The 26,563-nt window shown below is 62.0% G+C and carries 22 protein-coding genes and 1 pseudogene; 4 read left to right on the top strand and 19 right to left on the bottom strand.

Annotated elements, in window-relative coordinates; genetic code table 11:
• Positions 1-136 precede the first annotated feature (136 nt).
• From nrdE to H3U90_RS05060, 8 genes are all read right to left on the bottom strand, one after another.
• A complete protein-coding gene (nrdE, locus tag H3U90_RS05095) occupies positions 137-2,332 on the bottom strand; it encodes a class 1b ribonucleoside-diphosphate reductase subunit alpha (protein ID WP_198177302.1) in 2,196 nt (731 codons plus the stop codon).
• A gap of 51 nt (positions 2,333-2,383) precedes the next feature.
• On the bottom strand, positions 2,384-2,881 hold the full coding sequence (nrdI, locus tag H3U90_RS05090) for a class Ib ribonucleoside-diphosphate reductase assembly flavoprotein NrdI (RefSeq protein ID WP_198177301.1): 498 nt from the start codon (positions 2,879-2,881) through the stop codon (positions 2,384-2,386).
• Between the two features lie 175 nt (positions 2,882-3,056).
• A complete protein-coding gene (gene nrdF / locus H3U90_RS05085; protein ID WP_045925134.1) occupies positions 3,057-4,052 on the bottom strand; it encodes a class 1b ribonucleoside-diphosphate reductase subunit beta in 996 nt (331 codons plus the stop codon).
• A 65-nt stretch (positions 4,053-4,117) separates the two neighbouring features.
• A complete protein-coding gene (nrdI, locus tag H3U90_RS05080; protein ID WP_198177300.1) occupies positions 4,118-4,606 on the bottom strand; it encodes a class Ib ribonucleoside-diphosphate reductase assembly flavoprotein NrdI in 489 nt (162 codons plus the stop codon).
• A gap of 179 nt (positions 4,607-4,785) precedes the next feature.
• Entirely contained in the window at positions 4,786-5,886 is a 1,101-nt protein-coding gene (locus H3U90_RS05075; protein WP_198177299.1) for a histidinol-phosphate transaminase, read from the bottom strand.
• 119 nt (positions 5,887-6,005) lie between these two features.
• Positions 6,006-6,299 carry a co-chaperone GroES gene (groES, locus tag H3U90_RS05070; RefSeq protein WP_015022393.1) on the bottom strand — a complete coding sequence of 98 codons (294 nt, stop codon included), beginning with the start codon at positions 6,297-6,299 and terminating at the stop codon, positions 6,006-6,008.
• Positions 6,300-6,477: 178 nt separating this feature from the next.
• Positions 6,478-7,902: a hypothetical protein gene (locus H3U90_RS05065; protein ID WP_198177298.1), complete on the bottom strand. Its 1,425-nt coding sequence runs from the start codon at positions 7,900-7,902 to the stop codon at positions 6,478-6,480.
• Positions 7,903-7,978: 76 nt separating this feature from the next.
• On the bottom strand, positions 7,979-8,632 hold the full coding sequence (locus tag H3U90_RS05060) for a GNAT family N-acetyltransferase (protein WP_198177297.1): 654 nt from the start codon (positions 8,630-8,632) through the stop codon (positions 7,979-7,981).
• 80 nt (positions 8,633-8,712) lie between these two features.
• Here H3U90_RS05060 and H3U90_RS05055 point away from each other — a divergent pair, with 80 nt between their 5' ends.
• The 4 genes and pseudogenes from H3U90_RS05055 (at position 8,713) to H3U90_RS05040 (ending at position 11,241) form a co-directional block, all read left to right on the top strand.
• Positions 8,713-9,384 (top strand): 5-formyltetrahydrofolate cyclo-ligase, encoded by a 672-nt coding sequence (locus H3U90_RS05055; protein WP_198177296.1) that lies wholly within the window; start codon positions 8,713-8,715, stop codon positions 9,382-9,384.
• 107 nt (positions 9,385-9,491) lie between these two features.
• A complete protein-coding gene (locus tag H3U90_RS05050) occupies positions 9,492-9,707 on the top strand; it encodes an FmdB family zinc ribbon protein (RefSeq protein WP_198177295.1) in 216 nt (71 codons plus the stop codon).
• Positions 9,708-9,779: 72 nt separating this feature from the next.
• Positions 9,780-10,115: pseudogene (locus tag H3U90_RS08450) on the top strand (SAF domain-containing protein); the annotation flags it as partial.
• A 715-nt stretch (positions 10,116-10,830) separates the two neighbouring features.
• Positions 10,831-11,241 (top strand): MscL family protein, encoded by a 411-nt coding sequence (locus H3U90_RS05040; RefSeq protein WP_408610417.1) that lies wholly within the window; start codon positions 10,831-10,833, stop codon positions 11,239-11,241.
• 9 nt (positions 11,242-11,250) lie between these two features.
• Here the strand turns inward: H3U90_RS05040 and H3U90_RS05035 are convergent, their stop codons facing one another.
• The 11 genes from H3U90_RS05035 to H3U90_RS04985 all read right to left on the bottom strand — a co-directional run bounded on the left by H3U90_RS05035 (position 11,251) and on the right by H3U90_RS04985 (position 26,552).
• Complete coding sequence (locus H3U90_RS05035) at positions 11,251-11,484, bottom strand: hypothetical protein (RefSeq protein ID WP_198177293.1); 234 nt, start codon at positions 11,482-11,484, stop codon at positions 11,251-11,253.
• On the bottom strand, positions 11,484-15,194 hold the full coding sequence (locus H3U90_RS05030; protein WP_232340471.1) for a helicase: 3,711 nt from the start codon (positions 15,192-15,194) through the stop codon (positions 11,484-11,486). The genes H3U90_RS05035 and H3U90_RS05030 overlap by 1 nt, the downstream gene beginning before the upstream one ends.
• An 8-nt stretch (positions 15,195-15,202) precedes the next feature.
• Positions 15,203-16,792, bottom strand: coding sequence for a variant leucine-rich repeat-containing protein (locus H3U90_RS05025; RefSeq protein ID WP_332460588.1), 1,590 nt, complete (start codon positions 16,790-16,792; stop codon positions 15,203-15,205).
• Between the two features lie 259 nt (positions 16,793-17,051).
• Complete coding sequence (locus H3U90_RS05020; RefSeq protein WP_198177292.1) at positions 17,052-18,587, bottom strand: glycoside hydrolase family 30 protein; 1,536 nt, start codon at positions 18,585-18,587, stop codon at positions 17,052-17,054.
• A 52-nt stretch (positions 18,588-18,639) separates the two neighbouring features.
• Complete coding sequence (locus tag H3U90_RS05015) at positions 18,640-20,181, bottom strand: glycoside hydrolase family 30 protein (protein WP_198177291.1); 1,542 nt, start codon at positions 20,179-20,181, stop codon at positions 18,640-18,642.
• Between the two features lie 327 nt (positions 20,182-20,508).
• The gene (gene rplL / locus H3U90_RS05010; RefSeq protein ID WP_045924837.1) at positions 20,509-20,889 is read right to left on the bottom strand and encodes a 50S ribosomal protein L7/L12; all 381 of its coding nucleotides are present in this window, start codon (positions 20,887-20,889) and stop codon (positions 20,509-20,511) included.
• Between the two features lie 103 nt (positions 20,890-20,992).
• The gene (gene rplJ / locus H3U90_RS05005; RefSeq protein ID WP_015022404.1) at positions 20,993-21,514 is read right to left on the bottom strand and encodes a 50S ribosomal protein L10; all 522 of its coding nucleotides are present in this window, start codon (positions 21,512-21,514) and stop codon (positions 20,993-20,995) included.
• Positions 21,515-21,891: 377 nt separating this feature from the next.
• The gene (gene mtnN / locus H3U90_RS05000) at positions 21,892-22,626 is read right to left on the bottom strand and encodes a 5'-methylthioadenosine/S-adenosylhomocysteine nucleosidase (protein ID WP_198177290.1); all 735 of its coding nucleotides are present in this window, start codon (positions 22,624-22,626) and stop codon (positions 21,892-21,894) included.
• Between the two features lie 65 nt (positions 22,627-22,691).
• Positions 22,692-23,912, bottom strand: a complete 1,221-nt coding sequence (locus tag H3U90_RS04995) for a 3-deoxy-7-phosphoheptulonate synthase (RefSeq protein ID WP_198177289.1) — start codon at positions 23,910-23,912, stop codon at positions 22,692-22,694.
• Complete coding sequence (locus H3U90_RS04990; protein WP_198177288.1) at positions 23,909-25,054, bottom strand: 3-deoxy-7-phosphoheptulonate synthase; 1,146 nt, start codon at positions 25,052-25,054, stop codon at positions 23,909-23,911. Before H3U90_RS04990 ends, H3U90_RS04995 begins: the two co-directional genes overlap by 4 nt.
• 133 nt (positions 25,055-25,187) lie before the next feature.
• Entirely contained in the window at positions 25,188-26,552 is a 1,365-nt protein-coding gene (locus H3U90_RS04985; protein ID WP_198177287.1) for a C1 family peptidase, read from the bottom strand.
• Positions 26,553-26,563: the final 11 nt, after the last annotated feature.

Here is a 26,563-nt window from a genome sequence, read left to right as displayed (position 1 = left end):
TGCGACGCGGATCATGACAGGACCGCCAGTCTACTGCATGGACGGGCCCGACCTGTGTATGCGGGATACCAAAGGGCCGGCGCCGCCCTCAAAGACGGCACCGGCCATCGATTGCACATGCCTGAGGACAGGTGCCTTAGAGCATGCAGCTGACGCAGCCCTCGACCTCGGTGCCCTCCAGCGCCTGCTGGCGGATCCTGATGTAGTAGAGGGTCTTGATCCCCTTGCGCCAGGCGTAGATCTGAGCCTTGTTCAGGTCGCGTGTGGTGGCCGTGTCGGGGAAGAAGAGGGTCAGCGAGAGCCCCTGGTCCACATGCTGGGTGGCCTCGGCGTAGGTGTCCACGATCTTCTTCCAGCCGATTTCGTAGGCATCCTCGAAGTAGTCCAGGTTCTCGTTGGTCATGTAGGGAGCCGGGTAGTAGACGCGCCCGATCTTGCCCTCCTTGCGGATCTCGATCTTGGATGCGATCGGATGGATGGAGCTGGTTGAGTGGTTGATGTAGGAGATGGATCCGGTCGGGGGGACGGCCTGGAGGTTCTGGTTGTAGATGCCGTCCTTGAGGATGGCCGCCTGGAGTTCCTTCCAGTCCTCCACGGTGGGGATGTGGACCTGATACTGGTCGAAGAGGTCCTTGATCCGCTGGGTCCTGGGCTCCAGGGAACGGCTGCCCTCGGTGTACTTGTCGAAGTAGTTCCCCTGCCCTGCCGGCTTGGCGTAGTCGGACTTGGCGAAGGAGGCGAAGGCCTTCCCCCGCTCCACGGCCAGGGCATGGGAGGCCCTGTAGGCGTGGTAGGCCACGGTCATGAAGTACATGTCCGTGAAGTCCAGCCCCTCCTCGGACCCATAGTGGATGCCCTCGCGGGCCAGGAAGCCGTGGAGGTTCATCTGGCCCAGGCCGATGGCATGGCCCTCGTCGTTGCCCCGCTTGATTGAGGGGACGGCCTCGATGTTGGTGTGGTCGGAGACGGAGGTCAGGGCCCGCACCGAGGTCTCGACCGTGTCGGCCAGGCCGCCGTCCATGGCCTTGGCGATGTTCAGAGACCCCAGGTTGCATGAGATGTCGCGGCCGATATGCTCGTAGTTCAGGTTCTCGGAGTAGGTGCTGGGCTCCTGGACCTGCAGGATCTCCGAGCAGAGGTTGGACATGGTGATCCGGCCGTCGATGGGGTTGGCCTTGTTGACCGTGTCCTCGAAGAGGATGTAGGGGTAGCCGGACTCGAACTGGATCTCGGCCAGGGTCATGAAGAAGTCACGGGCATCGATGTACTTCTTGTGGATTCGCTTGTCCTTGACCATCTCCTCATAGTGCTCGGTGATGGAGATGTCGGCGAAGGGCTTGCCGTAGACCCGCTCCACGTCGTAGGGCGAGAAGAGGGCCATGGGCTCCTTGCGCTTGGCCAGCTCGAAGGTGATGTCGGGGATGACCACGCCCAGGGCCAGGGACTTGATGCGGATCTTCTCGTCCGCATTCTCCCGCTTAGTGTCCAGGAAGCGCATGATATCGGGGTGGTGGGCCGACAAGTAGACGGCGCCGGCACCCTGGCGGGCACCCAGCTGGTTGGCGTAGGAGAAGGAATCCTCCAGGAGCTTCATGACCGGGACCACGCCGCTGGACTGGTTCTCGATGTGCTTGATGGGTGCGCCCATCTCGCGCAGGTTGCTGAGCAGCAGGGCCACGCCGCCGCCCCTCTTGGACAGCTGCAGGGCGGCGTTGACGCCGCGGGAGATGGACTCCATGTTGTCCTCGATGCGCACCAGGAAGCAGGAGACCGGCTCGCCGCGCTGGGCCTTGCCCAGGTTCAGGAAGGTCGGGGTGGCGGGCTGGAAGCGGCCGGAGATGATCTCATCCGTGTACTTCATGGCTGCCTGCTCATCCCCGTCGGCCAGCTCCAGGGCCACGGCCACGCAGCGCTGGGGGAAGTCCTCCAGGTAGCGCTTGCCATCGAAGGTCTTCAGCGCATAGGAGGTGTAGAACTTGAAGGCGCCCAGGAAGGTCTCGAATTCGAAGCCGCTCTCAGCCGCATGCCTGTAGATCCTGTCCAGGAACTCAGGGGTATAGCGATCGAAGACCTTCCGGTCGTAGTACTCGTGGTCCACCAGGTAGGCGATCCGCTCGGCCGTGGAGGGGAAGGTCATGGTGTTGGGCCCCACGTGCCGGTCCATGTACTGGCGCTCGGCCTCGTGGTCCTTGTCGAACTGGATCCTGCCGTCCTTGTCATACAGGTTCAGCATGGCATTCAGAGCATGGTAGTCGTGAGCCGGATCGAAGGCCTCCTCATCCTCGGATGCGGTCCTGTCCAGGGCCAGGGACGTGTCCTCGTTTGCTCCCATCGGGTGTCCTTTCATGAATATGGCAGTGATGATACGTGTAATGAAATCGGCTCAGGACTCAGAGTGGTTGCGGAAGAAATCCACCACCCCGCGGCGGACCTTCTCCTGGTCCTCCTTGGTGCCCATGAGCTCGAAATAGTAGAGGAAGGGCACATTGCACTTGCGGGAGATGATGTCCCCCGCCATGCAGAAGGCCTCCCCGAAGTTGGTGTTGCCCGAGGCGATGACCCCGCGGATGCCGGCCCGGTTGGCCGGGTCGTTCAGAAAGCGCTTGATCTGCGGCATGACCGCCTTCTTGGCCGATCCTCCCCCATATGTGGGGACGATCAGGATGTAGGGCTGCCGAATGTTGAGCGGCGGATCCTTGGGCCTCAGAGGGATGCGGAAGACGTCAATCCCCTCGTCGTCCAAATGGCAGTTGGCTATGAACCGGGCGGTGTTGCGCGAGGCCGAAGAGAAGTAGACCACGGCCCCCAGGCGCTGGCCCTGGGCGGCGAACTCGGGAGCGCTGAGCTCCGAATCTGTCCCGGCGGTCTGCTGTTGCTCCATGCTTCCTCCTGATCAGGCCATCCAGAGCCTGTCTTGACGGTGATGCCCGCCCTGAGGACGGACCGATCAGAACCCGCCCAGCGCGAGCCTGAACTACTATATGTGCTGTCGATATCAAAAACGGTGAGCATATATAGGGTTTTCTGTGCCCAATATCACACCGGTTCCAACTGGCCTAGAAGTCCCAGTCGTCATCGTCCGTGGACTCGGAGTGCCCCATGACGTAGGAGGAGCCCGAACCCGAGAAGAAATCATGGTTCTCGTTGGCCGATGGCGACAGGGCCGCCAGGATCTCCGAGCTGACATCGGTCTGGTCGGCTGCGAACCGGGCCGGGTAGCCCAGGTTCATCAGCGCCTTGTTGGCATTGTAGCGAACGAAGGCGAAGACGTCCTCGACGAAGGGGAAGCCCTCATAAATCTGCCCGGAGTAGACCATCTCCAGATCGTAGAGCTTGTCCAGCAAATCATTGGTGAACTTCTCCAGCATGGCCTGGTCGGCCTGGGTCCTCTCCTCCAGACCCCGCTGATACTTGTAGCCCGAGTAATAGCCGTGGATGGCCTTGTCGCGCAGGATCAGCCGGATCATGTCGGCCGTGTTCATCAACTTGGCATGGCTGGAGAAGTAGAGGGGCAGGTAGAAGCCGGCATAGAGCATGAGGGAGGAGAGCATGGTGGAGGCCACCTTGCGCTTCAGGGGATCCTCGCTGACATACTCGTGCAGGACCGTGTGGACGCGCTCCTGGAGGACGTCGTTGGCCACGGCCCAGCGGTAGGCCTTGTCGATCTCCTCGCTGGAGCAGAGGGTGGAGAAGACCGAGGAGTAGGAGCGGGCGTGGACCGACTGCATGAAGGCGATATTGGTATAGATGGCCTGCTCCTGCTCGGTCCGGGCGTGATCGATCTGTACCAGCTCGCCGATGGTGGCCTGGGTGGTGTCCAGCATGGTCAGTCCGGTGAAGACGCGGACCGTGGTCTGGCGCTCGTGATCGGTCAGGGTGTTCCAGGAGGGTATGTCGTTGGACAGGGGCACCTTCTCGGGCAGCCAGAAGTTGGAGACCAGGCGGTTCCAAACTTCCAGATCCTTCTCGTCGGTGATCTTGTTCCAGTTGACCGGGCGAATCCTCGCCTCAGGGGTGACCCGGTACTGGGGCGGGGTGATGGATTGGCGCATCATCTCGTCGTCGGCATAGACGCCGGCCTCTGACTTGGCGCTCTCTTTGGTGCTTTCCTGCTGGCTCATGACAAAACCGCCTTTCGTGAATCAGTCGACTGCTGCTGGAGCTGCACTCCCATTCCAGCCAGGATGGCCCTGACCGCTTGAACATCCTCCGAGGTGCCCAGCAGCTCGAAGCGATAAAGCTCAGGGACGCCGCACCGGCGGGCTATCAACGGGCCGGCTGCACAATAGGCGCTGCCGAAGTTTCGGTTGCCCGAGGTGATGACCCCGCGAATCAGCCCGCGGTTGACCGGATTGTTCAGGAAGTGGATGACCTGCTTGGGCACGGCTCCCTTGGCTGACCCGCCGCCATAGGTGGGCACCAGCAGAAGGTAGGGCGTATCCATAACGGGCATGGGCTGGCGCCGCTCATACAGGGGGATGCGGATGGGCCCCTCTACGCCCAGCCGCCGTACAAAGCGGTGGGTGTTGTTGGAGACGCTGGAGAAATACACCAGCCTGGAGGCGCCATCGGGAGGATCGCGCCGATCCACATCTGCTGAGGACATAGTGACCGCTGCTCCTTGGTAAACACTATATATTGGATAAAATTGGCCAGCCTACCACAATATATAGGTTTATCCAGGGCGACACAAGTTCACAGGAGCAAAACCGCCCCCGCTGTGAGATTCCATACAAGAACGGAGACGTCCATCATTTACATTTACGCTGGCGCCCCTTACGACCTTTAGTCAGGGATCGGGTCCTGCGGCAAACCCTGTCGACGCAGGTCGGCGCAAACCTCCAGGACCCGGTCGTTGGCCTCCCGCTCCCCCACAGTGATGCGGATGCCCTCGCCGGGGAAGGTTCTGACAGACAGGCCGGCATCGCGGAACCGCTGATCAGCCTGCGACGCGGCCTGGCCCAGAGGCAGCCAGTAGTAGTTGGCCCGAGGTTCAGGGATCTCCCACCCCTGCTCCTTCAAACCAGCCAGGATTCTGGCCCGTTCCTGCTTGAGAGCCCGGACCCGTTCGGCCAGGCGATCCTGTGCGTCCAGGCTGGCCATCGCCGCCGTTTGGGCCACATCGGTGACGCCGAAGGGCAGGGCCACCTTGTTCATGCCGGCAATGATCGGCTCGGCGGCCACGGCGTATCCGATCCGCAGACCGGCCAGCCCGTAGGCCTTGGAAAAGGTCCGGGCCACTATCACATTGGGATGCTCACGCATGAGCGACAGCCCGTCGGCCCGATCAGGGTCGTCGTTGAACTGTATGTAAGCCTCGTCGAAGAGCACCGGCAGGTCTGCAGGCAGGGCTTGCAGCAGCCGTTCGGCCTGGCTGCGATCGACATTGGTCGCAGTCGGATTGTTGGGGTTGTTGACAATGACCAATCTGGTATACTCGTTGACCGCCGCAATCATTGCTTCGATGTCATGGCACCCCTGGTCATCCAGGGGCACGGGCACCCCGGTGGCGCCAGCCGAGGTGACGATGATGGGATAGGCCTCGAAACTGCGCCAGGGGTAGACCACCTGATCGCCATGACCGGCCACCAGGTCAACCAGCTGGGTGATGACCTCCGTGGATCCGCATCCCAGCTGAATGCATGCCGGATCCACCCCGTGCAGCTGGGCCAGCCGCTCCACCAGACGGGTGCCACGCATGTCAGGATAGCGGTTCAGATGGCCCAGGGCCTGCTCCCAGACGGTCTGGAGCACGCCGGGCAGGGGCGGGTAGGGGTTCTCGTTGCTGGAGATCTTGTAGCTTGTCAACCCGGGAACGGCTGGTGCCGGGCTGCCCTGCCGGTATCCGGGAAGGGAATCGATGCTGGCGCGATGACGATAGTACATGGGCACCATGCTAGCGGCCCCCAAATGTCCCTGCGGTGTCTGTTCCGCTGCACGACCCTCCCGGGATGCAAATGACCCCTGGTCCTTCCACAGGACCAGGGGCCACTATCACCGCCTCTTTACTTGAGGATGGCCAGAACGTCGCGCGCGGACACGATCAGGTAGTCCTCGCCGCCGTAGTTGACTTCGGTGCCGCCGTACTTGGAGTACAGAACCTTGTCGCCAACCTTGACATCCATGGGGATGCGCTCGCCCTTGTCGTCACGACGGCCGGGGCCTGCCGCCAGCACCTCGCCCTGCTGGGGCTTCTCCTTGGCGGTATCGGGGATGACCAGCCCGGAAGCGGTCTTGGTCTCCGCCTCAGCCTGCTTGATGACGATCTTGTCTTCCAACGGTGTGAGTGAAATCGACACTGTGGACCTCCTACATCTTGTGAGAACAGCCAATGAACCCACGCCGGAACGTCGATGAGAGGCTGACGAACACTCACCACGCATTCCTTTGCGCTACAAGCCATAGTAGCGCGAAATTAGCACTCTGCCAACTTGAGTGCTAACGCTGGTGGTGAAAGATAACTTGCCGATTGGTCGCTCAGGACTTGGCTGCCGGACGACGCCGGGCCAATATAGCCTCCACGCCGATGGACAGGGAGTCCTCGCTGCGATCGGGCGCCTCGACCTGGGCCTGCAACTCCCGCTTGTGAAAGTCGTCGGGCCGGCCATCGGTCTTCTTCTTTTCGGGGGGACGGGCCACGGAGACCTGACGGGTGGACTTGATCTCCAGGCTGTGGGGACCCTCGTCTTCGCTGTTCCTGCCGTCCTTGCCTGACCCCTCGCCACGGGCCGATCCCAAGGAAAAGGAAATCAGATCCTGGCCCGCCGCCATGCCGAAGGCATCCAAGGCCGGAGAAGGACTGATGCGCTCAAGCTCATTGGTGGCATCGTCCTGGGCCTTTGCCGTGGACGATGGAGACGGGTGCTCTTTGCCAGCAGATTCAGAGACCGATCCGGGCTGGTCTGAATGGGCAGCGGTGGATTGGGCAGGTACGGACTCCGGCGCAGTCGGCTGGGATGCAGACTTGAAGGCAGCAGACTTGCTCACTGACGATTTAGGCGCTGTGGGCTTGGAGGCAGTCTTTTGAGCCTTTGAAGATTTGGTGGTTGCCGATTTGGAAGCCGTCGGCCCAGAAGCCGTTTGTTTGGCTGGGGTCCGTTCAGAGGCCTTCTTGGCGACGGACGGACTATTCGACGCATGTCCGGTCTGCGCAGCGGTCTTCTTCGTCGACTGGACGGACCCGGCCGAACCCTTGGCCTTGCTGCTGTTGACCGTCGACTTCGCAGGCTTGGCCGAATTGTGCCGCCTGACCTTGAGGGCTGCCTGCTGATCAGCCTTGGCCTGGGCCAGCGTTCGACGAATCTCACCCTGGTCAAGCACATCCGTGGCAGTGTCCGTGCGGCCCTCATTCTTGGTCTGCCCAGGCCTGCCAGAGGTCCTGCTCTTGGTCAGACTGGCCGCCTGCTGACGACGCTGCCGGGCACGCCGCTGGGCCAAATTGCGCTCCCAGGCCCGAGCCTGGGCTGAAGCATGCGCGCCTGCCGCCAACACCACCATCACCAAGGCTAGAGGAATCAAAGTGAACCATGGGCTGTAGCCCAAGGGGAAAGAGAGCCCAGCCACCAGCAGGGTGACGACCAAGAGGACAAGGACCAGGATGCGACGACGGCGTATGGCCGCGCGGCGCAACTGTCTGATCTGCTTGATGCGCTGGGCCTGACTGCGCCGGTTGCCATCCTGCTGCCCTTGCTGCATGACCAACCCTTTCACCGTCCTCGACTGCCTGTCGCAGAACCTCATGCCGTCTTCCCGCCCCACCATGTGCAGGGAGGTGGAAAGCCTGTCCTGGCGATGCTCCGAGGCCCGCTTCATACCCTTGACGGTGCGAAACGGCAGCCAACCCAGCACCAGAATCACCGCAATCACCAAAACCACGATGCTGCTGAGTGATTCATAAACCATAGGTACTACGTTAGTTGACGGTATGCCCCAAGCGGCAAGTCAAACCCAGCGTGTCGACCATGTCCGTCGCAGGAGCTCACAGACGAGCCAGCAGATCCGGATCGAATTGGTCGCTGATCCAGGCAAAGGTCAGGTGGTCCCGCCACTGTCCGTTTACATACATGTAGCTATGGCGCAGCCCCTCCGGCTCCATGCCCAGCTTTTGGACTACACGCAGGGAGCGCTGGTTTTCAGGCAGAATCGCCACCTCCAGACGGTGCAGATGGGGCCCACTCCTGTCTGTGAATGCCCAGTCAGCCAGCATGGCCAGTGCCAGGGGTGCGAATCCGTGACCGATCCAATCCTGGTCCACCCAGTAGCCCACTGTCGCCGTGCACATGGACCCGTAGCGGATGGCACCTAGGGAAATCTGCCCCACGATGCCCTGGTGAAACTCCATAAGAAAGACCGCTGAAGTCCCCTCCTGCCGGGAACGCTCCAACTCCTGCATCCATTGGGCATAGGTCATTCCGGGTCCGTGGCGGGGATCCCCTGATTCCCATGGGGCCAGCCACTCACGATTCCTCCATCGGACCGCATTCCAGGCTGCCTGGTCACCATCGCGGATGGGCCTGAGCAGGAAGTCCCCATGGCCTGGGGGCGCAGTCAGACGATCAGGCAGATTCAATGCATGGTACGACCGGGCTCGGGAACCCTGCCAGACCTGGCGGAAGGTATGCAGAACCGACATGACTCCATATTCCCACCGAACGGTAGCCGAGGCGGGCATGCGTCCACTCGGGGAGAACTCCTGCTGGTAGAACTGAGGACATGGACGAGCAGGAACGCATCAATGCGGAAAAGCAGGATCGGCGCGGCCGGCTGCTTGAAGCCAGGCGGCGTATCGACCCGGCCCAATGTCTGGACGCAGGCCGCAAGCTGGCCGATCTGCTGGCCGTCCAGGTGCTTGCCAAGGTCGAACGCTCCCGAGGCGATCAGAGCCTGACCGTGGCTGCCTTTGCCTCCATTCGGGGAGAGATAGCCATGGACCCCAGCCTGGACCTCCTGCTGAGCCGGGGCCACCGGATGCTCATCCCCATGCTGGGCACGGGCACCCAAGTAGGTTGGGGATGCCTGCAATCAGAGCAGGATCTGGACGACATGAAGCGGATTCCCGGCTGGCGGCCGGACGAACCCGATATGTCGGCCCTGCCAGCGCAGGCCTTGGATCAGGCCGATCTGATTCTGGTGCCCGCACTGGCCATCGACCATGCCGGCATTCGTCTGGGTCGAGGCGGCGGCTGGTATGACCGGGCTTTGGCCCTGCGGGCAGAACAGACTTCAGTGGTGGGCATCTGCTGGCCTGGCGAATTCGTGGAAGACCCTCTGCCCCATCTGGACCATGACCTTCCTGTGGATGCCGTCCTGACGCCTGAAGGTTTCACGCCCACAGCCGCAGGTCTGTCACGAAGGCCCGGAGCGGACCATAATGGTGATGAATAAGACTGACGAGAGGCCCGGTGCCGATTCTTCTGGTCGAAGCCACCACTAGGATATTGGGTGTTGAACCAATCGTCGCGCGAACCGACCATCAGCGGAGGGAAAGAACGGTGCCCACCTATCATTATCGTTGCAAGAACTGCGGATACGACTTTACCAAGGAGCAGTCTTTCAACGACGAGCCCATCACCATCTGCCCCAAGTGCGGGCAGCAGCAGGTCCGCAAGGTCTTCTCCGCAGTGCCCATCGAGTTCAAGGGCCATGGTTTCTACCGGACCGATGGAGCCTCATCCTCATCCTCTTCAGGCTCCACAAGCAGCAAGTAGACCGAGAGGCACATTCGACCACATCGACCATGCAAACCCATATGCCTGCCAAATTCCTGACAGGCTGGGGGCATGGTCGATTTTTCCATCTTCAGCAACAAGGGCAAGCCTTCAGCAGCCGGATCCCTAATCCGCCGACGGCGGCTTTTTAAGCTGCGCCGTGCGGGAGCCGCCCTGGCATTGGGGCTGGCGGTTTTCTGCGCCCTGCAGATCCTGGTCCAGGCCCAGGGCCGCCTGTCCATACTGGTCGCCGCGCGACCTATTGCACGCGGATCAGCCATCGAACCTGGCATGGTCGAAACGCGAATCCTGCACGGCAGGGAACGGCTGCCTGGCCTGATCTCCTCATTTGGACAAGTACGTGGGCGGCGGCTGATGATCAGCCTGCACACAGGGCAACCGCTGACCACAGCCATGATCAGCAGCAGACCGGCACAGCCACCCGGGACCACCCCGGTGACCGTCCGCCTGGCCGACGATCCAGGAGACCTGCAGGCTGGTGACAAGGTGAATTTGCTGGCCTCGGGAGACTGCCCAACCGGTGCCGACACGCATTCCGCCCAGCCGAGTTCCCTACCACCCTCCGCGAGAGACCAGCCAGGTTCTGACAGCAAACCAGGGTTTTCCCATGTCCAGCAAGTCAACGGCCTGCAGACACCGACGCCCGGACAGACCCAAGGCGTTGGACGCTGCACGTTAGCCGAGCAGGCACTGGCTCTACAACCGGCACAGACCATCGCCAAAGATCGATCCGATCTGGAAGGCCGAGAGGGCAACCGGGTCCGGCAAACATCCCAGGCGGTCTTCGCCCTGGATGCCAGTCAGGCTCTGCTCCTGTTATCGCTGGATCCATCCACCCCGGTCATTGCCATCCGACCTGACAGAGCGTCCGCATCGACACCCTCCAATCATGTCGGAAAACCGAAACAATCCTGGGCCCGCGATAATGGAGGAAGAAGCAGGCATGGGCACTCCATGTCTCTTGTCAGCTACGGAAGGATGCAGAATGGCCTCGATCAACCAGGTGGCGGCCAAGGATACCGCCGAAGCAGTCCACAAAATCTCACAAATCAGCAACAAGGGTGTGCTGGGCGAATTCAAGCAGTTCATCTCGCGTGGATCCATGGTGGACATGGCCGTGGGCGTGGTCATGGGTTCGGCGGTGACCAGCGTGGTCAACGCCATCGTCAACAATCTGATCAGCCCACTGATCGCCATGATCTTCGGCAAACCGGACCTGTCGGGACTCCTGACCATCAGCTACCGGAACGCCACCATCTCCTTCGGTGCCATTCTGACGGCTCTGCTCAACTTCCTCTTGATCGCCATCGCCGTCTACTTCTGCATCATCATGCCCATCAACAAGTTGCGGCAGCTGAGCCGGGCGGCCTCGGGCATCAAGGACCAGCCCAACGCTCCCAGCCCCCAGGACCAGAGCCTGCAGCTGCTGCGCCAAATCGCCGACGACATCCACCAGTCGACAGGTGCAGACAGTCAACAGGCTGGAACCGGACTGCCCAAGAGTCAGGATTAGGACCGACAGTCAGTCGCCGCGCTCATTGGGGAAGAGCCCCCAGTGAGGCGGCAGTTCGCCCAGAATCCGTCGATCATCCCCATCAAGGCGATCCTGTGCACAGACACGGTCCTGGGGATCTTCCTCGGTGCCATCGACATCGAACCGTTCCTTGCCTGGACGAACCACCCGCCGATGCCGACGCCGACGCGGAGCCGCAGACTCACCGGTCTGGTTCCCCCGGTCCGGCTGATTATCCGCCATCAACGCGCCTGCTGGTAGATGTCGGCAAGGCGGGCAACGATCCTGTCGGCTTCCTTGTCGGGGTTGACAAAGGCCGAAACGCTCCAGACGGTCATGACCGACCAGCCAAGATACTGCAAATCCTCGGTGGTGAACCGATGACGCTCCCGGGTGGACTGGGTGTGCATGAACTCGGCATCGTCGGTCAGCACAGCCAAAGCATAGGGCTTGTTCTTGAGCCCCACCACCAGCGGAATTCTGGGCGCCTGGTCGTACCCGTAATCCAGGGCCACATCCAGCCCCCGGGTCCGCAGTCTCTGGGCCAGATCCCTGAAGAGCACATTGGTGGACTGCTCGGCTTGCTCGGGCCGGGCAGGTTCGGCATCGGGATGCTCAACCCAAGTCAACAGATCCTTGAGCAGACGCGGCCCCGGCTGGTGGATGCGGTCAGCCTCAAGATCATCGGCCGAGAATGCAGCGACGATGTCCAGATTCCGATCCGGCAGGACCAGAGCATCCAGCAACATACCCTTGCCCCCTTCGCCTTCCAGATCACCGAACTGCTGCAGAAGACGGCCGTGGGTTGTCTTGGCAAAGCCCAGAGTAAGGATTACGTCCGTGGCCCGGGCGCCACAGACCTCGTCAATGCCGACGATGCGTACATGCCGCAGGAACTTGGCGAAGACCCTGTCCTTGACCGCAGCCGACTTGAGTTCGGCCCCCAGCCTTGAGCGGTGGGTGGCCGACAGGGTGACCACAGTCAGCAGATAACTGTTCGGCACCAGGGAGAAGGATCCGGCCTTGCGTTTGAGCATTTCGACAACTGCGGCCACCTCCTGTTGGCTGGACTCTACCAGCCCAGTGGCCATGACAGGGACGCCGGCTCCCTCCACCCTGGTCAGGGTTACCCTGCCAGGCTCCCGGCAATCGGGGACAGGTGCCGACAAATCCCCATAGCCATGATCCTTCAGGAAGGTGTCCAGCCGAATCGAGCGGCGCGAGGGTCGGGCTTTGACGGTGACCGGAACCAGGTGGTCGACCAGCTGCAAGAGACCATCCGAGGTGATGGTAGGACGGTGCGCGATGACCGCCACCTGCCGGGCACGAGCCAGCACTGTCAGCACCTGGATGGAAGGCATATGGGCTCCCGCATCGATGATGACCGTGTCGGCCAGCTGTGTCGGATTGGTCCTGGTCGCCAGCGTGGCCGGAGTCGCGATGATGATGGGTTTGGCCGCCGACAGGATGCCGGGGTGGGCCTGCTGGAAGACCGCAAGGGAGGCGCCGGGGTTGCCGGCCAGCATGGTGTGCAGCTGATTGGCCTCCTGGGTGCGGGAGAAGAGCAGCTCGGACAGACGCTTTTCGCTCTCCTGGGCGACCATGGGCCCTACGCTGGCCACGTGCTGGGCATCCACCTGACTGAAGCGGTCGGCTGCGTTGGACAGGGCGGAACCGTCCTGGTTGGAGATGATCTGCGAGGAGCGCATGATGTCGTCGAAGACCGTGGTCCACCAAGCCAGCTGCAACTCGGCCCGTACCGCTTTGCCCTCGACCTGACGGTTGCGCAGGTCCTGGACAAGGTCCTGCAGCCCCGCCTTGCTGAATTCGCCCTCCAGGGCGCAGCGCTCAGGCAAGGTATCCAGGGCTGTATGGTCGTCAAAGAGCGCCTTGAGCCGCTCCTCCACCTTGTTCAAATCCATGGTCTCGAGATCGCCGCCGGCTGGAGTCGAGGCCAGAACGGTGTCCAGAGCCGTCATGTCGCGAATCAGGGATTCCTGGGTGTCGATGATGACGTCCAGCTTCGGCGGCAGGACCGGCCAGCCGCCGTGAGGAACGAAGGTCCGCCACTGCTCGGCCTGCTTGGAGACCACCACCAGCGACTCATGCAGATCCTCGACCTGCGCGCCGGGCCTGAGCAGGCTCTTGGCCTCCTTGACCAGACGTCGGCGTTCCCAGAATCCCAGATTGGTGCCATTGGCCTTGCGATCGGCCTTGGACTTGGTGGCCTCGATCATGGAGGGAATATCACGCTCGAAGATGGAAGGCTGGAAGACATCCAGGACCCGTCGCAGGTTCTTGAGGACCACCACCTGCCGCCCCCAATCCTTGACGGTGGCCGGCACGGGGAATCCGCAGGTCTCCACAGTGGATTTGACCTGTTCACGGGTGTCCGGCAGAAGCCGCTGCAGGAGGCGAACCACACGGGAGTACGCGTCCACAGCCTCGTTCTCGTTGACCAGAGTGGCGCCGAACCAAGGCGTGTCCTGTGGGCCGATGACGAACTCGCCCAGCTCGGCAGCCCTCTCCAGCTTGTCCGCCCAGGCATCCAGCTCGGGCTGCAGGTTGCGGGCCGTCGCCGCACCCAGGCGGACACGGGTGGCAGGATGCGTAGGCATGTTGGCGATGTTGGCCAGATTCTGAATGGTCTGGTAGGCCGAAACCCCCCAGCTGGAATCCACCCCATGCAGATCACCCAGGTAGCGGGTCAGCCGAGAGCGGACACCCACAAGCTCGTCAGCCACCTGATCGAAGTGTTCGCTGGCCTTGCCGGGTTTGAACCCCACTGCATCAATCAGCCGCTGGTCCAGGACCCGGCCAAGCTGATCGTCTGTCAGGTCAAGAGCCATGTCCGCCATCCCGGCGGCATCCAGACGATGCTGGAAGCGTCGCTTCTCCTCCACCACGCAGGGCACATAGAGCACGGTCCTGCCGGCAGTGACGCAGCGCGAGGCGATGGCCAGAGCATCGTCAGCGCTGTGGCGGCCGGTCTGTTCATCGACAAGCACACTGTGTCCGGTCGCCACCAGCTGGGCGGCATAACGGACCTGGTTGTCGACGTCTCCGGCCTCGAACTCGCTGTGGGGGTCAGCATCAAAGGGGCTGTAGTCGGGCACTGGTCCGCCCTTGAGCCGCTCCGAGGCAGCCTGGTCGCCAGCCAAGGCATCCAGCAGATCGTTGCCGGTGGACCCGGCGGTCATCCGGTCCAGAATCCGAAGGCTCTCGCCCAGCAACTGGGCGGATGGCTCGATAAAGCACCCAAGAACGATTTTCCGTTCAATGGTGAAGTCGCTGATATGCGGCGTAATCAGGGCCGTCATGTCCTTGAACAGTGAAGAAGTTTCGGGGGTGCCGCCCTGATAGTGGGAGGCGGAAAACAGGCGGTCCGGGTCCAGGGTGATGCCCCGCTCACGCATGGCCGAAATCAGGGCAGGATTAAGGTCCACCTTGCCTGTGAACCTGATGGAGGATCTGGAGGCCCCCTGTGTGCTCTCGTCGATACGCACGGGATAGAGCAGTACAGGCATATCGCGCCCCTGCCAGGCAGCCACTCCCACCACCATGGAAAGCTGGGCGAAACCACTGGCACGCTCCTTGGCGGCTTGATCGTCCAGAACCCGCTCCATGCGCCGGTGAGCCGCGCGTAGCATACCCCGGTCTCGGAAGAGCGCATCCAGATGAACCTGGCCACTGGCGAAGAGCTGGGCGATGCCTGAAGGATGCGCATGGGTCAGGTCCATCTGCGCCGCCAGCTGCGACACATTCTCCAAGGGGGTCAGGCCCACCTGGTTCTGGTAATCCTGGCGCCATCCCCGGATTCGCTCCAGTGGAGTCAACGGGGCCTTGACCTCTTCTGCGGCGCGGTCGGAGGAGGAGCCGGCCGTTGATGCCTGTGCATCTTCAGCCCGTTTCTCCTCTTCCGATCCCCCGGTGCTCATTACCGTCTCGCTCATCCGTCCACTCACTTCCGCACGGCGTTCAGATATTCGTGATACCCGTCATTGTTGCGCAGGGCCGCGTCGATGTCCTGGTCGCCCTGAGCCTCCAACCAGGCGTACAGATCATCATAGAGGGCCGGGTTCATCGCCAGGAAAGGCAGCAGCTGCCGATGCTTGGCCATGGCGAACTGCAGGGCGAAGTCCCCGGTACGCTTGGCATCATCGGAGCTCATCCCGTCCACCACGATGGCCTCCTGGCCACGGTCATAGTCCCCCTTGGAGACCCGCTCGAAGACGGATCCGGGCTCGAAGGCCGGCTGATAACGCTGGTCATCACCCTGCTTATCCGCTGGCTGGGGACGCCGGGCCTGATCTGATTCCTTCTTGGACAGGCGGGCCAGCTCCACGGCTCCCAGCGGGGTGAACCCCTGGGCCGAGCCCGGTTCGCCCCTCCGGCCTTGCCGTGACTGGCCGTCTGCATAGCCGCTGCGGCCGGAAGCCGCACGATCGTCATGATGACCACGATTGTCACGGACGTCATGGGCATCGCCGGCATCCTGGTTGTAGTGGTTCTGATCAGAAGCGGATTCGGGGGAACGTGATCGGCGAGCATCCGCGAAAAGGTCACGGTCGACAGGCCGGCTGTCCTCCTCCTGGGTGCCGACCAGAGGCAGGCCCTGCTCGGATTCATGCTCCTGCCATGGCAGAGGCCGACGAGCTTCGCCACGAGCGCCCTGGGCCTGGAAGTCACCTGCACGCCGGTCACCCTGGCGGTCTTCGAATGCCCTGTCATCCGGCTGGTCGGCATAGACCCTGCGACGGTCCGATCCCTGACCATCCGCTGAGCCTGCATCGACCGGCCCCCTGTCAGCCTGGCTATGCTCGATTGGATCAGAATCGTCAGAATGCCGCGCTTGCGAGCCCCGCGAATCCGCGGGCTGCGACGGATTGTCCCGCGAGTCGCGAGCGACTGAGACAGACCCGGGACGATCCTGAGAAGCGCCGTTGACCTCTTGGGAAGAATCGGCTGTCTTGGCGGCACCCAGGGCCATATCGTGAAGGGCAGTGACCCTGTTGCGGACCCCGTCGGCCTTGAAGATGCCAGTGGGCTCGCCGGCGCGCATGTCCAGAATGTCGTCGACGGACATCTCAGCTGCATCAGGCTCCACCATGCCCCGGGGCTGCGTGGAGTATGAGAAGAGGTCGGGCACCCGGGTCGAAGGATCGGTCTTATCTTCTTCAGGATTGCTGATGCGCACGAAGTCGACAGGGACATCACCGAATTGGAAACGAGCCGAACTGCTGGACAGGGGGAAGTCGGCATCCACAGGCAACCTGACCAGGGATCCGTCGGACTGGATCAGATAGGACCCGTTGGTGGAACCCATGTCGCGCAGGGTGGCCAGACCGTCCTGGTCGACGGCGAAAATGGCATGTCGCTTGGACATGGATTTAGTCTGATCGGGCACCTCCAGACGACGCCGACCGTCATCGGCCAGCGGACGCAGGGGCTTGCGGCCGATCTCGACGGTCTCGCCAGGCTTGAGCCGGGTCTCTTCCGCCCCATTAAACTTGATTATCCACACCTGCCCCGGTCGCCGATCGTCACTCACGTTTTCGACCTCCCAAATCTGCAGCCGCCTTCACTCGGTACTATCGCCTATTCTGTCATGAAACCCAGAGATAGGATTGATTGCGTGCCGAATTAACCGATAAAGGACACATGAAAGACTGGCAGGCATGCCGGTGCAGCGAACCCTCCCCTCAGGCAAGGCTTTGGCAACGAAGCGATTGACTGGATCAACAAGAAACGGCGGCCGCCCTTGCTCTGGGCACAACCATCAGAGTCAAGCAACGGCCGCCGTCATCGGATCAGTCCTGGCCGTCCTCTCCCTCGTCGTGGTCGTCGTCTGGGTGCGGAGTCATATGGACGACGAATTGGTCATCCTCGGGCACCGTGCTGCGGTTGAGACGATCGGAGTCTGACATGTGGCAGGAAACAGTCCCGAAAGCCGGCACGCTTACCGGTCGCCAGTTGGCGCCCCAGCCATTGACGGTCAGGGCCGCCTGGATGGGCTCTCCGGTCGGATTGTAGAGGATGACGCTGAGCTCGCCGTCGTCGCGAACGAAGGCGACCGAACCCAGACCGCCGGTCCGGCCATCTAGGGTGTGGCTGGTGGAGGCCACCCTGCGAGCGCCGACCGGCACATCCTGTCCGAAATTACGAAGCATGAAGTATTCCAGATTGCGTTTGATCCCGCCGGTTCGGGAATCGACGGTGATGACCCCGCGCCGGCCCATGGTTCGCGCCCAACTGGGCAGACCCTGCTCATCCAGGGCCAGATTCCATAGGTCGATCATGCCCACGCCCTGGCGGACCAGTCCGATGCCGATCTCCCCGAACATGACATGGCTGGCCTCGTCCACCTGCTCGTCCAACATGCAACGGCGCTCACTCATGACCGAGCGCCATCCGGGGAACTGCCTGGTGGCGTTCACGACCCACTTGGGCAGACCGGAGTATGTGTGCATGGCAGTCCCGGCGAAGCTCAGGGCCTCCACAGGGGTCATATAGTCGCTGACCGGGCGGCTGAAGAACCTCAATCCATCATCCCCGAAGAAGATCTCCACTTCGGGGAAGCTACGGTCCAGCGCCGGACGCAGGTAGTCCACGCCCCAACGCACCAGCTGTTCAGGGGTCCAAATCGTCATGGGCCAGGGCGGATTGTTGGAGGGCTCGTTCTGCATGGTCACTGCCGAGATGGGAATCCCCAGCTTCTGGTAGGCCTCGATGAAGCGCACGAAATAGCGGGCATAGGCGGCATCGACCGTGTCACGTGGACGGTAGCCATTGCCGCAGTATTGCCCCAGCCTCAGACGTCCAGCCCCGTCCAGCCGACCACTGTCCTTCATCCAAGCGGGTGCGCTCCAGGGCGAAGCCAGAATCCGCACGCCCGGGTTGATGGCCATGATCTCCTGAAGGACGGGGACCACATACTTCATGTCTTTGGTGGCCTCGGGCGTGCCCGGCTTCCCCTGCCCAATGGAGAAGTAGGTCATGCCCGAATCCGACATCACCCCATCGGGCAGATCATCATAGGAGTAGTAGCGCTGGCTGGAGAAGTCGCAGGACCCCATGGAGATCCTCAAGGTGGACAGGCCCGCCTGAGCCGGGTCGAAGAGCTCGGTCAGAATCCGATGACGTTGGTCGGCATCCATGGCCGTCATGAACAGGTAGGCACTGGAGTCCGTCAGAGCAGCGCCGGCCCCCTCCCAGTACTGATAGCGTCTGGTTGGATCGATGACGATGGGGACGGCTGCGCCGGGCCCAGTTGTCGTCTCCGGGGTCGCTATAGGTTCTCGCCGCTGGGACAGGTCCCCTGCGGTTGCGGTCCAAATCTCCTCCATAATCGTATTTCTCCTTCCGCCGGGCTCTTTCCCAGTTTGCAGAATCCGAGCCTCAGTCCTGTCCGGGAGCCTTGTCATCCACGGTGTACTCAGGCAATTGCAGAGCGAAGTCCTCATCCTCGGGTACGGCCGAATCATTGATCCGCTCGCCCGTCGTCGCGTGCATGGTCACGGTCCCCCATGCAGGCACAGTCACGCTCTGCCAACGGTCCCCCCAACCGTTGACAGTGACAGCCGCCTTGACTGGCTTGCCCGTGGGGTTGTAGATATGTGCGGCGATGGATCCATCCGGCGCCAGGAAGGCCACGGAGCCCAGCGAGCCGCTCCAGCCGTCCGGAGTGTAGTTGCTGGAGTCGATCACTACCGAACCTGGCTCCACGTCCTGGCCGAAGCTGCGGAGCATGAAATACTCCAGGTTCCTGCGGACCTTGCCGCTGCCATGATCGATGGTGACCACCCCGCGTCTGCCGTCGGCACCGATCTGGTTGGGCAGCCCCCGCTCGTCCAGGGCCATGTTCCACAGGGTGATAAAGGAAGAGCCATGGCGGACCAGCCAGTTGCCAATGACACCGGACATGATGTGAGCAGCATCCTCGGGGGTCTGGTTCAGCATGCAGCGACGTTCGGTCATGCCGTAGATCCACTGTGGATAGACCCGGTTGGCATAGTCCAGATTCGGGTAGTCGTTGTCGTAGGTATGCAAGGTCAGACCATCGATGGAGCGGGCCTGCTCGGCGGTGACATCCTTGTCGACCGGTCCGGTCAGGCAGTGCGCCGAGTCATCGTTGATGAAGATGCGCACCTGAGCGTGCCGACGGTCCAGCACAGGCCGTAGGAAGCGGTGGGCGAAGTCGGCCTGCTGGGCCAGAGTCCAGGTCATGGCTGGCCATGGGGCGGCGTTTGAGGGTTCGTTTTGCACAGTGACCGCCCATATAGGGATGCCTATGGCTTCCATCTCGTCGATGTAGCGGGCGAAGTAACGGGCATAGACCCCCTCTATGGAATCCTCAAGCGGATCATAGCCGTTGCCGGTCCACTCGCCGAAGCGCAGGTGACCGCCCATGCACAGGTGACCGGTGTTCTTCATCCAGGCCGGGGCGCTCCAGGGCGAGGCGATGATTTTCACGGCAGGATTGATGGACAGAATCTCCTGGACTACAGGAATGATGTACTTGTAGTCCTTGGTGGCGTCCGGAGCGCCAGACTCGCCCTCACCCAGGGAGAACCTGGTCAGATCCCTGTCATGCTCCCCGTAGGGGATGTCATCGTAGGTGTAGTAGGGCTGGGAGGACGGCTCGCAGGAGCCCAACGGGATGCGGATGACCGAGAAGCCGCCCTTGTCAGGGTTGAACATGTCGTCCAGAAGGACATGCCTTTGCTGCGCGGATTGGCTGCCCCAGATCAACGAGGCCGCGGCATCGGTGATTGCGGCTCCGGCACCGATCCAGGGCTGATGGCGCTGGCAGGGATCGATGACGATGGGCATGGCGCCCCTGGGCTTCTCCCCCATTGGAGGGGCCTGCAGGGGCCTGCGTCGATCGGTCAGATCTCCGGAGGTCACGGTCCAGAACTGGTTGGTGAAGGTGATGGTCATGATTGCTCTCTCGTTGTCATATCTGGGCATCGGCGTCACGGTCGATAGGACAGAGCCTTAGCTTAGCTGCGGTTTCAATCATGAAAAAAATGTTGCAATCTATTGCAATCGTTCCAACTATATGGCCGTCCCCATGCCGCTGAGTGGCCGAAACTGCGTCCACAGGGGCAGAGGGGAACAAACACATATACTCCGGTGAAAATCGGCTCAGCACGGGGCAGCGCAACCACCCTTGCGCGCAGGTCTGACAAGATATAGGAAAAGCCCCGCGCTGTCGATGACAGCACAGGGCTTTCCAGCATGCAAGGGCTCAGAAAGAGCCGATGACTACTTGAGCTCGACGGTGGCGCCGGCCTCTTCCAGCTGGGCCTTGGCCTTGTCGGCGTCTTCCTTCTTGGCGCCTTCCAGGACGGCCTTGGGGGCACCGTCAACCAGAGCCTTGGCATCGGCCAGGCCCAGGTTGGTGATGGCCTTGACGGCCTTGATGACCTGGATCTTCTTGTCGCCGATGGCGGAGAGGACGACGTCGAACTCGGTCTTCTCCTCCTCAGCCGGAGCAGCAGCACCGGGGGCGGCAGCGGCCACGGCCACAGGGGCGGAGGCCTCAACATCGAACTCGTCCTCGAACTTCTTGACGAAGTCGGACAGCTCGACCAGGGTCATTTCCTTGAACGCGTCGATGAGCTCGTCAGCGGAGAGCTTGGCCATAATGGCTTCCTTTCATTTGTGGCGACCGGCATTGACTGGTAGGCCGATCACCGAACATCTTTTTTTGTGTTTGCCGTATGAATCCGGGCCGATGGCCGTGGACTCAGGCGGCCTTTTCCTGCTTCTCGCGCAGGGCGTCGAACGTGCGCACTGCCTTGGTAGGCACAGCGACGAACAGGTTGGCGGCCTTGGACATGGTGCCCTTGAGCGCGCCGGCCATCCGGGAGAGCAGAACATCGCGGGATTCCAGATCCGCGATCTTCTCCATGGCATCCGCGTCAGCAACAGCTCCATCGATGAAGCCGCCCTTGACGATCAGTGCCGGGTTGTCCTTGGCGAAATCACGCAGCGTCTTGGCGGCATTGACGTAATCACCCTTGACGAAGGTGATGGCGCAGGGGCCGGCAAGCATCTCATCGAGACCTTCGATTCCAGCCTCTTTGGCCGCAATCCGGGCTAGCGTGTTCTTCGCCACATTGTAGGAAGTATCGCGGCCTAGCTTGTTTCGCAGATCGGCGACCTGCGGAACACTGAGCCCGCGGTACTCGGTGAGGATGATGGCATCGGCGTCACGGAACTTGTCCGTCAGCCTGGCGACAGCCTCTTCCTTTTCGGGCCTTTTCATGGCGTTCCTTCCTAGACAGACCTCTGGAGGGAGCCGGACGACCGAGCATGACAGGCAAAAAGAAAGCCCTACCGACAGGCAGAGCGGAAAACAGGTCGTAAGGACCGATCTGAAACTCAACCTGTGCTGGCTCGATCAACCGAACTTAGGAGACCCAAGGGTCCCGACCAACGGTCTTTGGTATGCAAAGGGTAATAATACACAGTTCGGCTGCGGCCGTCAAATCCGCAGACGCCCCAAGCTCGGCATCAGTCAGATCCGAAGGCTGCAGGACTGCGGCGGATTCATGGTACACAAACCTCAGCGGGCGCGACCAATCAGCTCGCAGGCCCACGGGCGCCGAGCCACACGCCCATGGGCTTCTTATCGATCTAGGCTCAAAGCTCACGCACGATGCCCAGCACCAGCCTGGCGGCCGTGTCGGCATATTCGGAGATGTCAAACTCCCGGAAGACCTCGTAGTCGGTGTCGGCGTTGTCGCTCAGAGCGCGGATGACCAGGGCCGGGACCTTGTTGCGGGCCGCCACGTGGCAGACGGCAGCCCCCTCCATCTCGACCGCATCAGCCCCGGTCTGCTCCTTGACCTGGGCAATCTTCTCCGAGTTGTCCACAAAGTAGTTGCCTGTGGCAATGGTGCCGACGATGTGCTTGAGCCCCATGGCATCCAGAGTCCGGCTTGCCAGATCCAGCAGGTGGGGGTCCGAGTGAAACTCCTCGGTGCCGGGTGCCGACTGGGCCACCAACCGCATGTCCGTGTCCAAATAACGCAGGGTGCCTCCAAGAACCACGTCGTTGATGTGCAGGTCCTTGTTCAGGTTGCCGGCAATGCCGGAGAAGATGACGGCCCTGGGATGGAAGGCATCAATCAGATACTGCGTGGTGGCGGCGATGTTGACAGTACCCATGCCGCCCACTGTGGCAGCCAGTCGAACCGGGCCCTGCGACCCATCAAGGGTGCCACATATGACTTTCAGTCCAGCATCACTGGCGTGCGGATCCTGATCCGCCTGCTTCAGGCCTTGGCCAATCAGGGCCACTTCCTCGTCCATGGCTCCTATGACGACAACCGGCCGTCGATCTTCACCCTCCAGGGAACCGTCCGTTTCACTCATGCCTGACTCCTTATCCATGATTTCACCCGCGACTGCGGCCCGACCAGCCTACTGCAGGCCGTAAGTCAACGAGCCGTGCTGCGACGACGGTCCACTGCCTGTGCCAGTTCCTCCAGCAGATCCTCAGTGTCGGGCCAGGAGATGCAGCGGTCGGTGATCGAGCACCCGTAGACCAGTTGGTCCAGCGGGGCCGGCTTCTGATTGCCGCCACGTATGAAACTCTCCATCATCAGCCCGGTAAAGCCCTCCTCGCCGTCGCCTATCCGCTGGGCCAACTCATGGACAACCTGGATCTGACGCCGCTCATCCTTGCCGGAATTGCCATGGGAGGCATCGATGAGCAGTCCGTGGGCGGCCGCGCTGTCCTTGGGCATGCGCTGGCGAAGCACGGCAAGGGCCGCCCGCACCGAATCCTGATCGTAGTTGGGGCCGGACTTGGAGCCACGAAGGACCAGATGGCAGTCGGGATTGCCCATGGTCGCTACGGCTGCGGCCTGACCCTCGTGGTCTATTCCAAAGAAGGTGTGGCGCTGAGAGGCCGCATAGCAGGAGTCAATGGCCACATCCACGCTGCCGTCCGTGGCGTTCTTGAAGCCAATGGGCATGGACATGCCGCTGGCCAGCTGCCGATGGACCTGGCTCTCCGTGTTCCGAGCACCGATGGCCCCCCAGCTGACCGCATCAGAAATGTACTGGGGCGATGTGGGCTCAAGGAATTCCGTGGCCGCCGGAAGCCCGGTGTCCAGCACACCCAGCAGGATGCGCCGTGCCAGGACCAGGCCCTTCTGAATGTTGTGGCTGCCATCCAGGTCGGGGTCGTTGATCAGCCCCTTCCAGCCGACCGTGGTCCGGGGCTTCTCGAAGTAGACCCGCATGACGATCAGCAGCCGATCCTTCAACCGCTCATTGACGGCCGACAGACGACGGGCATAGTCCAACGCGGCATCGGGGTCATGGATGGAGCAGGGGCCCACAATGACCAGCAACCTATCGTCCCGCCCATGCAGACAGTCCACAATCTCCTGCCGGGAGCGGATGACCAGGTCCTTGGCCGGTCCATCCAAGGGGTATCGGGTCAGCATCTGCGCGGGCGAAGGCAGGCGGTCAAGCTCAAAGACCCGCCTGTTGACGATCCTGCCTATGCCTACCTCGTCCTCCCATCTGGGCAGGTTCCCGGTCTGCAAGGGGTTGACGCCGGCCGCCAGCGCCTTGTGCACCAGTTCAACCTCGTAGGCCTTGCTGGGTCGGGGCAGAGGCTCCTGTGGCTCATCCTTCATCCCACTCATGCCTTCTTCCTTTCCCGACGGGCTTGCACGGCATCGGCCAGGATCTGCAGCAGTTCCTCGGTCCTATCCCAGGCAATGCAGGCATCGGTGACGGACCGGCCGAAGACCAGCTGATCCAGTGGAGCCGGTTTCTGGTGACCGCCCTCAAGAAAACTCTCCATCATGATGCCCGACAGACCCTGCTCGCCCTTGGCGAGACGGTCTGCCAGCTCCTCGACCACCCGGGCCTCACGTACGGGGTCCTTGCCGCAGTTGCCATGGGCTGCGTCCACAATCAGACCTTGGCAGGCACCAGGACCCAGCGGCGCCTGATGCATGACCTCCAGGGCGGACCTGACGGATTCCGCATCGTAATTGGGGCCATGACTGGAACCACGCAGAATAATGTGGCAGTCGGGGTTGCCCCTGGTCTCGGCGGCGATGACATGGCCGTCCAGGTTGATGGACAGGAAGTGATGCTCGGATGCCGCAGCCAGACAGGAATCGACCGCAGCCTCTACACTGCCCTCGGTCGAGTTCTTGAAGCCCATGGGCATGGACATGCCGCTGGCCAGCTCCCTGTGGACCTGACTCTCCGTGTTCCGAGCGCCGATGGCCCCCCAGCTGACCGCGTCGGAAAGATACTGTGGGGTGATGGGATCCAGCCATTCCGTGGCAGCCGGAATCCCCTGGCCCAGGACCTGCCAGAGCACCTGGCGGGCCAGGCGGATCCCCTTGCGAATGTTGAATGTTCCGTCCAGGTCGGGGTCGTTGATCAGGCCCTTCCAGCCGACCGTGGTCCGGGGCTTCTCGAAGTAGACCCGCATGACAATAAGGAGCCGATCCTTCAACCGCTCATTGACGGCCGACAGACGACGGGCGTACTCCAGAGCAGCCTCCGGGTCGTGGATGGAGCAGGGGCCGGTGATGACCAGCAACCGGTCGTCCCGCCCATGCAGAACATCGCGAATGGCTTGGCGGGAGTCCCGGACCAGTTCCATACGCTTCGAATCCAGGGGCCGCGAGCGCAGAAAGACCCTGGGTGCCGGGATGGGATCCAGCTGACGAATATTGACATCCACTGTCTCGGGAAAGACGGCCGTATCGGCAAAATACTGCCGCCCCTCTTCCGGGATGATATCCGGTTCCTTGACGAATGCCACGGTCGCTCTCCTCTCTGTCGCGCTACGACGATCATGCCCGAATTGCTTATGACCGCCCACATCCGGGCCAATGTGGACGGTCCTTTCCCGCGACCCTTATAGGCCACGGGAGCGAACAGTTAGATAGGTAAGCTCAGGCCAAGGCACCCATGGGGTCCCAGGCGGGCAGCATGATGGCCTCCTGGTCGAAGGCCTGGCGATACTCCTCGGACAGCATGGATTTGGGCACGGCCACCTCGTAGACATACTGGCTGAACCAGTCGTCGCTCATGGTGAAGTAGCCCTTGTTGGCGATATCCCCGCCCCAGGAGTTCTCCACCCGCCAGCGGTTGGTGGTCCGGCCGTCATCGGCCACATCCACGCCCACGAATGCCATGGCATGGTTCTGGGCCGAATCGCCGAAGCGCACCCGCTGCTCCTTGTCCATGTTGAAGTCCACACCGTAGACCCGGCCGTACTCGAACAGGTCGGTGGCCCACTGACCGGCCTTGCGGTCCATCATGGGGTGGCAGTCGGCGCCGAACCAGACCGGCAGACCCTGCTCGCTCATCAGACGACGGGCGCAGTCCTTCATGACCTCCACCGGGACGTTCAGGTACTCAGTGGGATCGCCGCCAGCCACGTTGCCCAGGTGCTCGATGCCGATCTTGCGGCCCTTGGGATGCTCGGGGCGCGGATCGTCGACCAGGCAGACATAGTCCTCAAGCCCGGCATTCACGTAGCGCTTCCAGAACTCCTGCGGGGTGATCCGCCCATCACGGTGGAAGACGCCGTCCTTGTCGGTCCACTCCCAGTCGAAGCTGGTGGGCGGAGTGCCCAGGTGAATGGTCAGAATACGGTGACCGGCCTCCAGGGTCCGGTCGATGATCTCGTCGATGCCGTCCGGGTTGGCCACCATGTGAGCCGTGGCCTGGTGAAGCAGACGACGCAGCTGATCGTTCATCTGGCTGGTGTTCTGGGAGGAGGCAGTCTCGGGATAGTACTGCTTGGGCACTGCGCCGTACTTCTTATAGATGTTCATGGCCATGATCCACTGGCCGCCATCGCCCATGACATCGCCCATCAGGAAGCGCATGAGCTGGGAGTCGACGGGCTCGCCGGCACGCACCAGAGCCGCCACGTCGCGCAGGAAGTAGTTGACGCGCTCAAGCTTGTCGTAGTACATGGCGTAGTTCTGGGACAGCTCGAAATCGCCCATCGGGTTGGCGGTGCTTTTGCCGTCAATGTTCAGAGCCTTGCGGGCCACGAATCGGGCTACATTCAGCGAGCTGAAGAGCCAGCAACGGCCGGAGTGCGCCTGCGAGGTGACCGTGCCATTGTCGATGCTGACCGAAAATCGGTGCTGGAGCAGGCGGGAGCGATTATAGTTGTGGGCCACTTCGTCAATGCCTACCTGAGTGACGGCGTTCATGGCGACGTGGTTGGCCTCGCGCTCGTCGAAGGCGGTGCGCAGGCCCTCCAAACGGGTCTGATCCAGTGGTGTCAGTGCTGATGTCATACGGTCTGTCC

It is taken from the genome of Bifidobacterium sp. W8103 (assembly GCF_016100775.1).
Classification (GTDB): domain Bacteria; phylum Actinomycetota; class Actinomycetes; order Actinomycetales; family Bifidobacteriaceae; genus Bombiscardovia; species Bombiscardovia choladohabitans.
This window is presented reverse-complemented; position numbering and strand designations above follow the sequence as displayed.

Coding starts and splice junctions, on each gene's coding strand:
- H3U90_RS05065 (WP_198177298.1), bottom strand. CDS start 7,902: ATGGTTTATGAATCACTCAGCAGCATCGTGGTTTTGGTGATTGCGGTG.
- nrdI (WP_198177301.1), bottom strand. CDS start 2,881: ATGGAGCAACAGCAGACCGCCGGGACAGATTCGGAGCTCAGCGCTCCC.
- nrdF (WP_045925134.1), bottom strand. CDS start 4,052: ATGCGCCAATCCATCACCCCGCCCCAGTACCGGGTCACCCCTGAGGCG.
- H3U90_RS05015 (WP_198177291.1), bottom strand. CDS start 20,181: ATGACCATCACCTTCACCAACCAGTTCTGGACCGTGACCTCCGGAGAT.
- H3U90_RS05075 (WP_198177299.1), bottom strand. CDS start 5,886: ATGTACTATCGTCATCGCGCCAGCATCGATTCCCTTCCCGGATACCGG.
- H3U90_RS05020 (WP_198177292.1), bottom strand. CDS start 18,587: ATGGAGGAGATTTGGACCGCAACCGCAGGGGACCTGTCCCAGCGGCGA.
- H3U90_RS05055 (WP_198177296.1), top strand. CDS start 8,713: ATGGACGAGCAGGAACGCATCAATGCGGAAAAGCAGGATCGGCGCGGC.
- nrdI (WP_198177300.1), bottom strand. CDS start 4,606: ATGTCCTCAGCAGATGTGGATCGGCGCGATCCTCCCGATGGCGCCTCC.
- rplJ (WP_015022404.1), bottom strand. CDS start 21,514: ATGAAAAGGCCCGAAAAGGAAGAGGCTGTCGCCAGGCTGACGGACAAG.
- H3U90_RS05035 (WP_198177293.1), bottom strand. CDS start 11,484: ATGGCGGATAATCAGCCGGACCGGGGGAACCAGACCGGTGAGTCTGCG.
- nrdE (WP_198177302.1), bottom strand. CDS start 2,332: ATGGGAGCAAACGAGGACACGTCCCTGGCCCTGGACAGGACCGCATCC.
- mtnN (WP_198177290.1), bottom strand. CDS start 22,626: ATGAGTGAAACGGACGGTTCCCTGGAGGGTGAAGATCGACGGCCGGTT.
- H3U90_RS05060 (WP_198177297.1), bottom strand. CDS start 8,632: ATGTCGGTTCTGCATACCTTCCGCCAGGTCTGGCAGGGTTCCCGAGCC.
- H3U90_RS04995 (WP_198177289.1), bottom strand. CDS start 23,912: ATGAGTGGGATGAAGGATGAGCCACAGGAGCCTCTGCCCCGACCCAGC.
- H3U90_RS05030 (WP_232340471.1), bottom strand. CDS start 15,194: ATGAGCGAGACGGTAATGAGCACCGGGGGATCGGAAGAGGAGAAACGG.
- H3U90_RS05040 (WP_408610417.1), top strand. CDS start 10,831: ATGGTGGACATGGCCGTGGGCGTGGTCATGGGTTCGGCGGTGACCAGC.
- rplL (WP_045924837.1), bottom strand. CDS start 20,889: ATGGCCAAGCTCTCCGCTGACGAGCTCATCGACGCGTTCAAGGAAATG.
- H3U90_RS04985 (WP_198177287.1), bottom strand. CDS start 26,552: ATGACATCAGCACTGACACCACTGGATCAGACCCGTTTGGAGGGCCTG.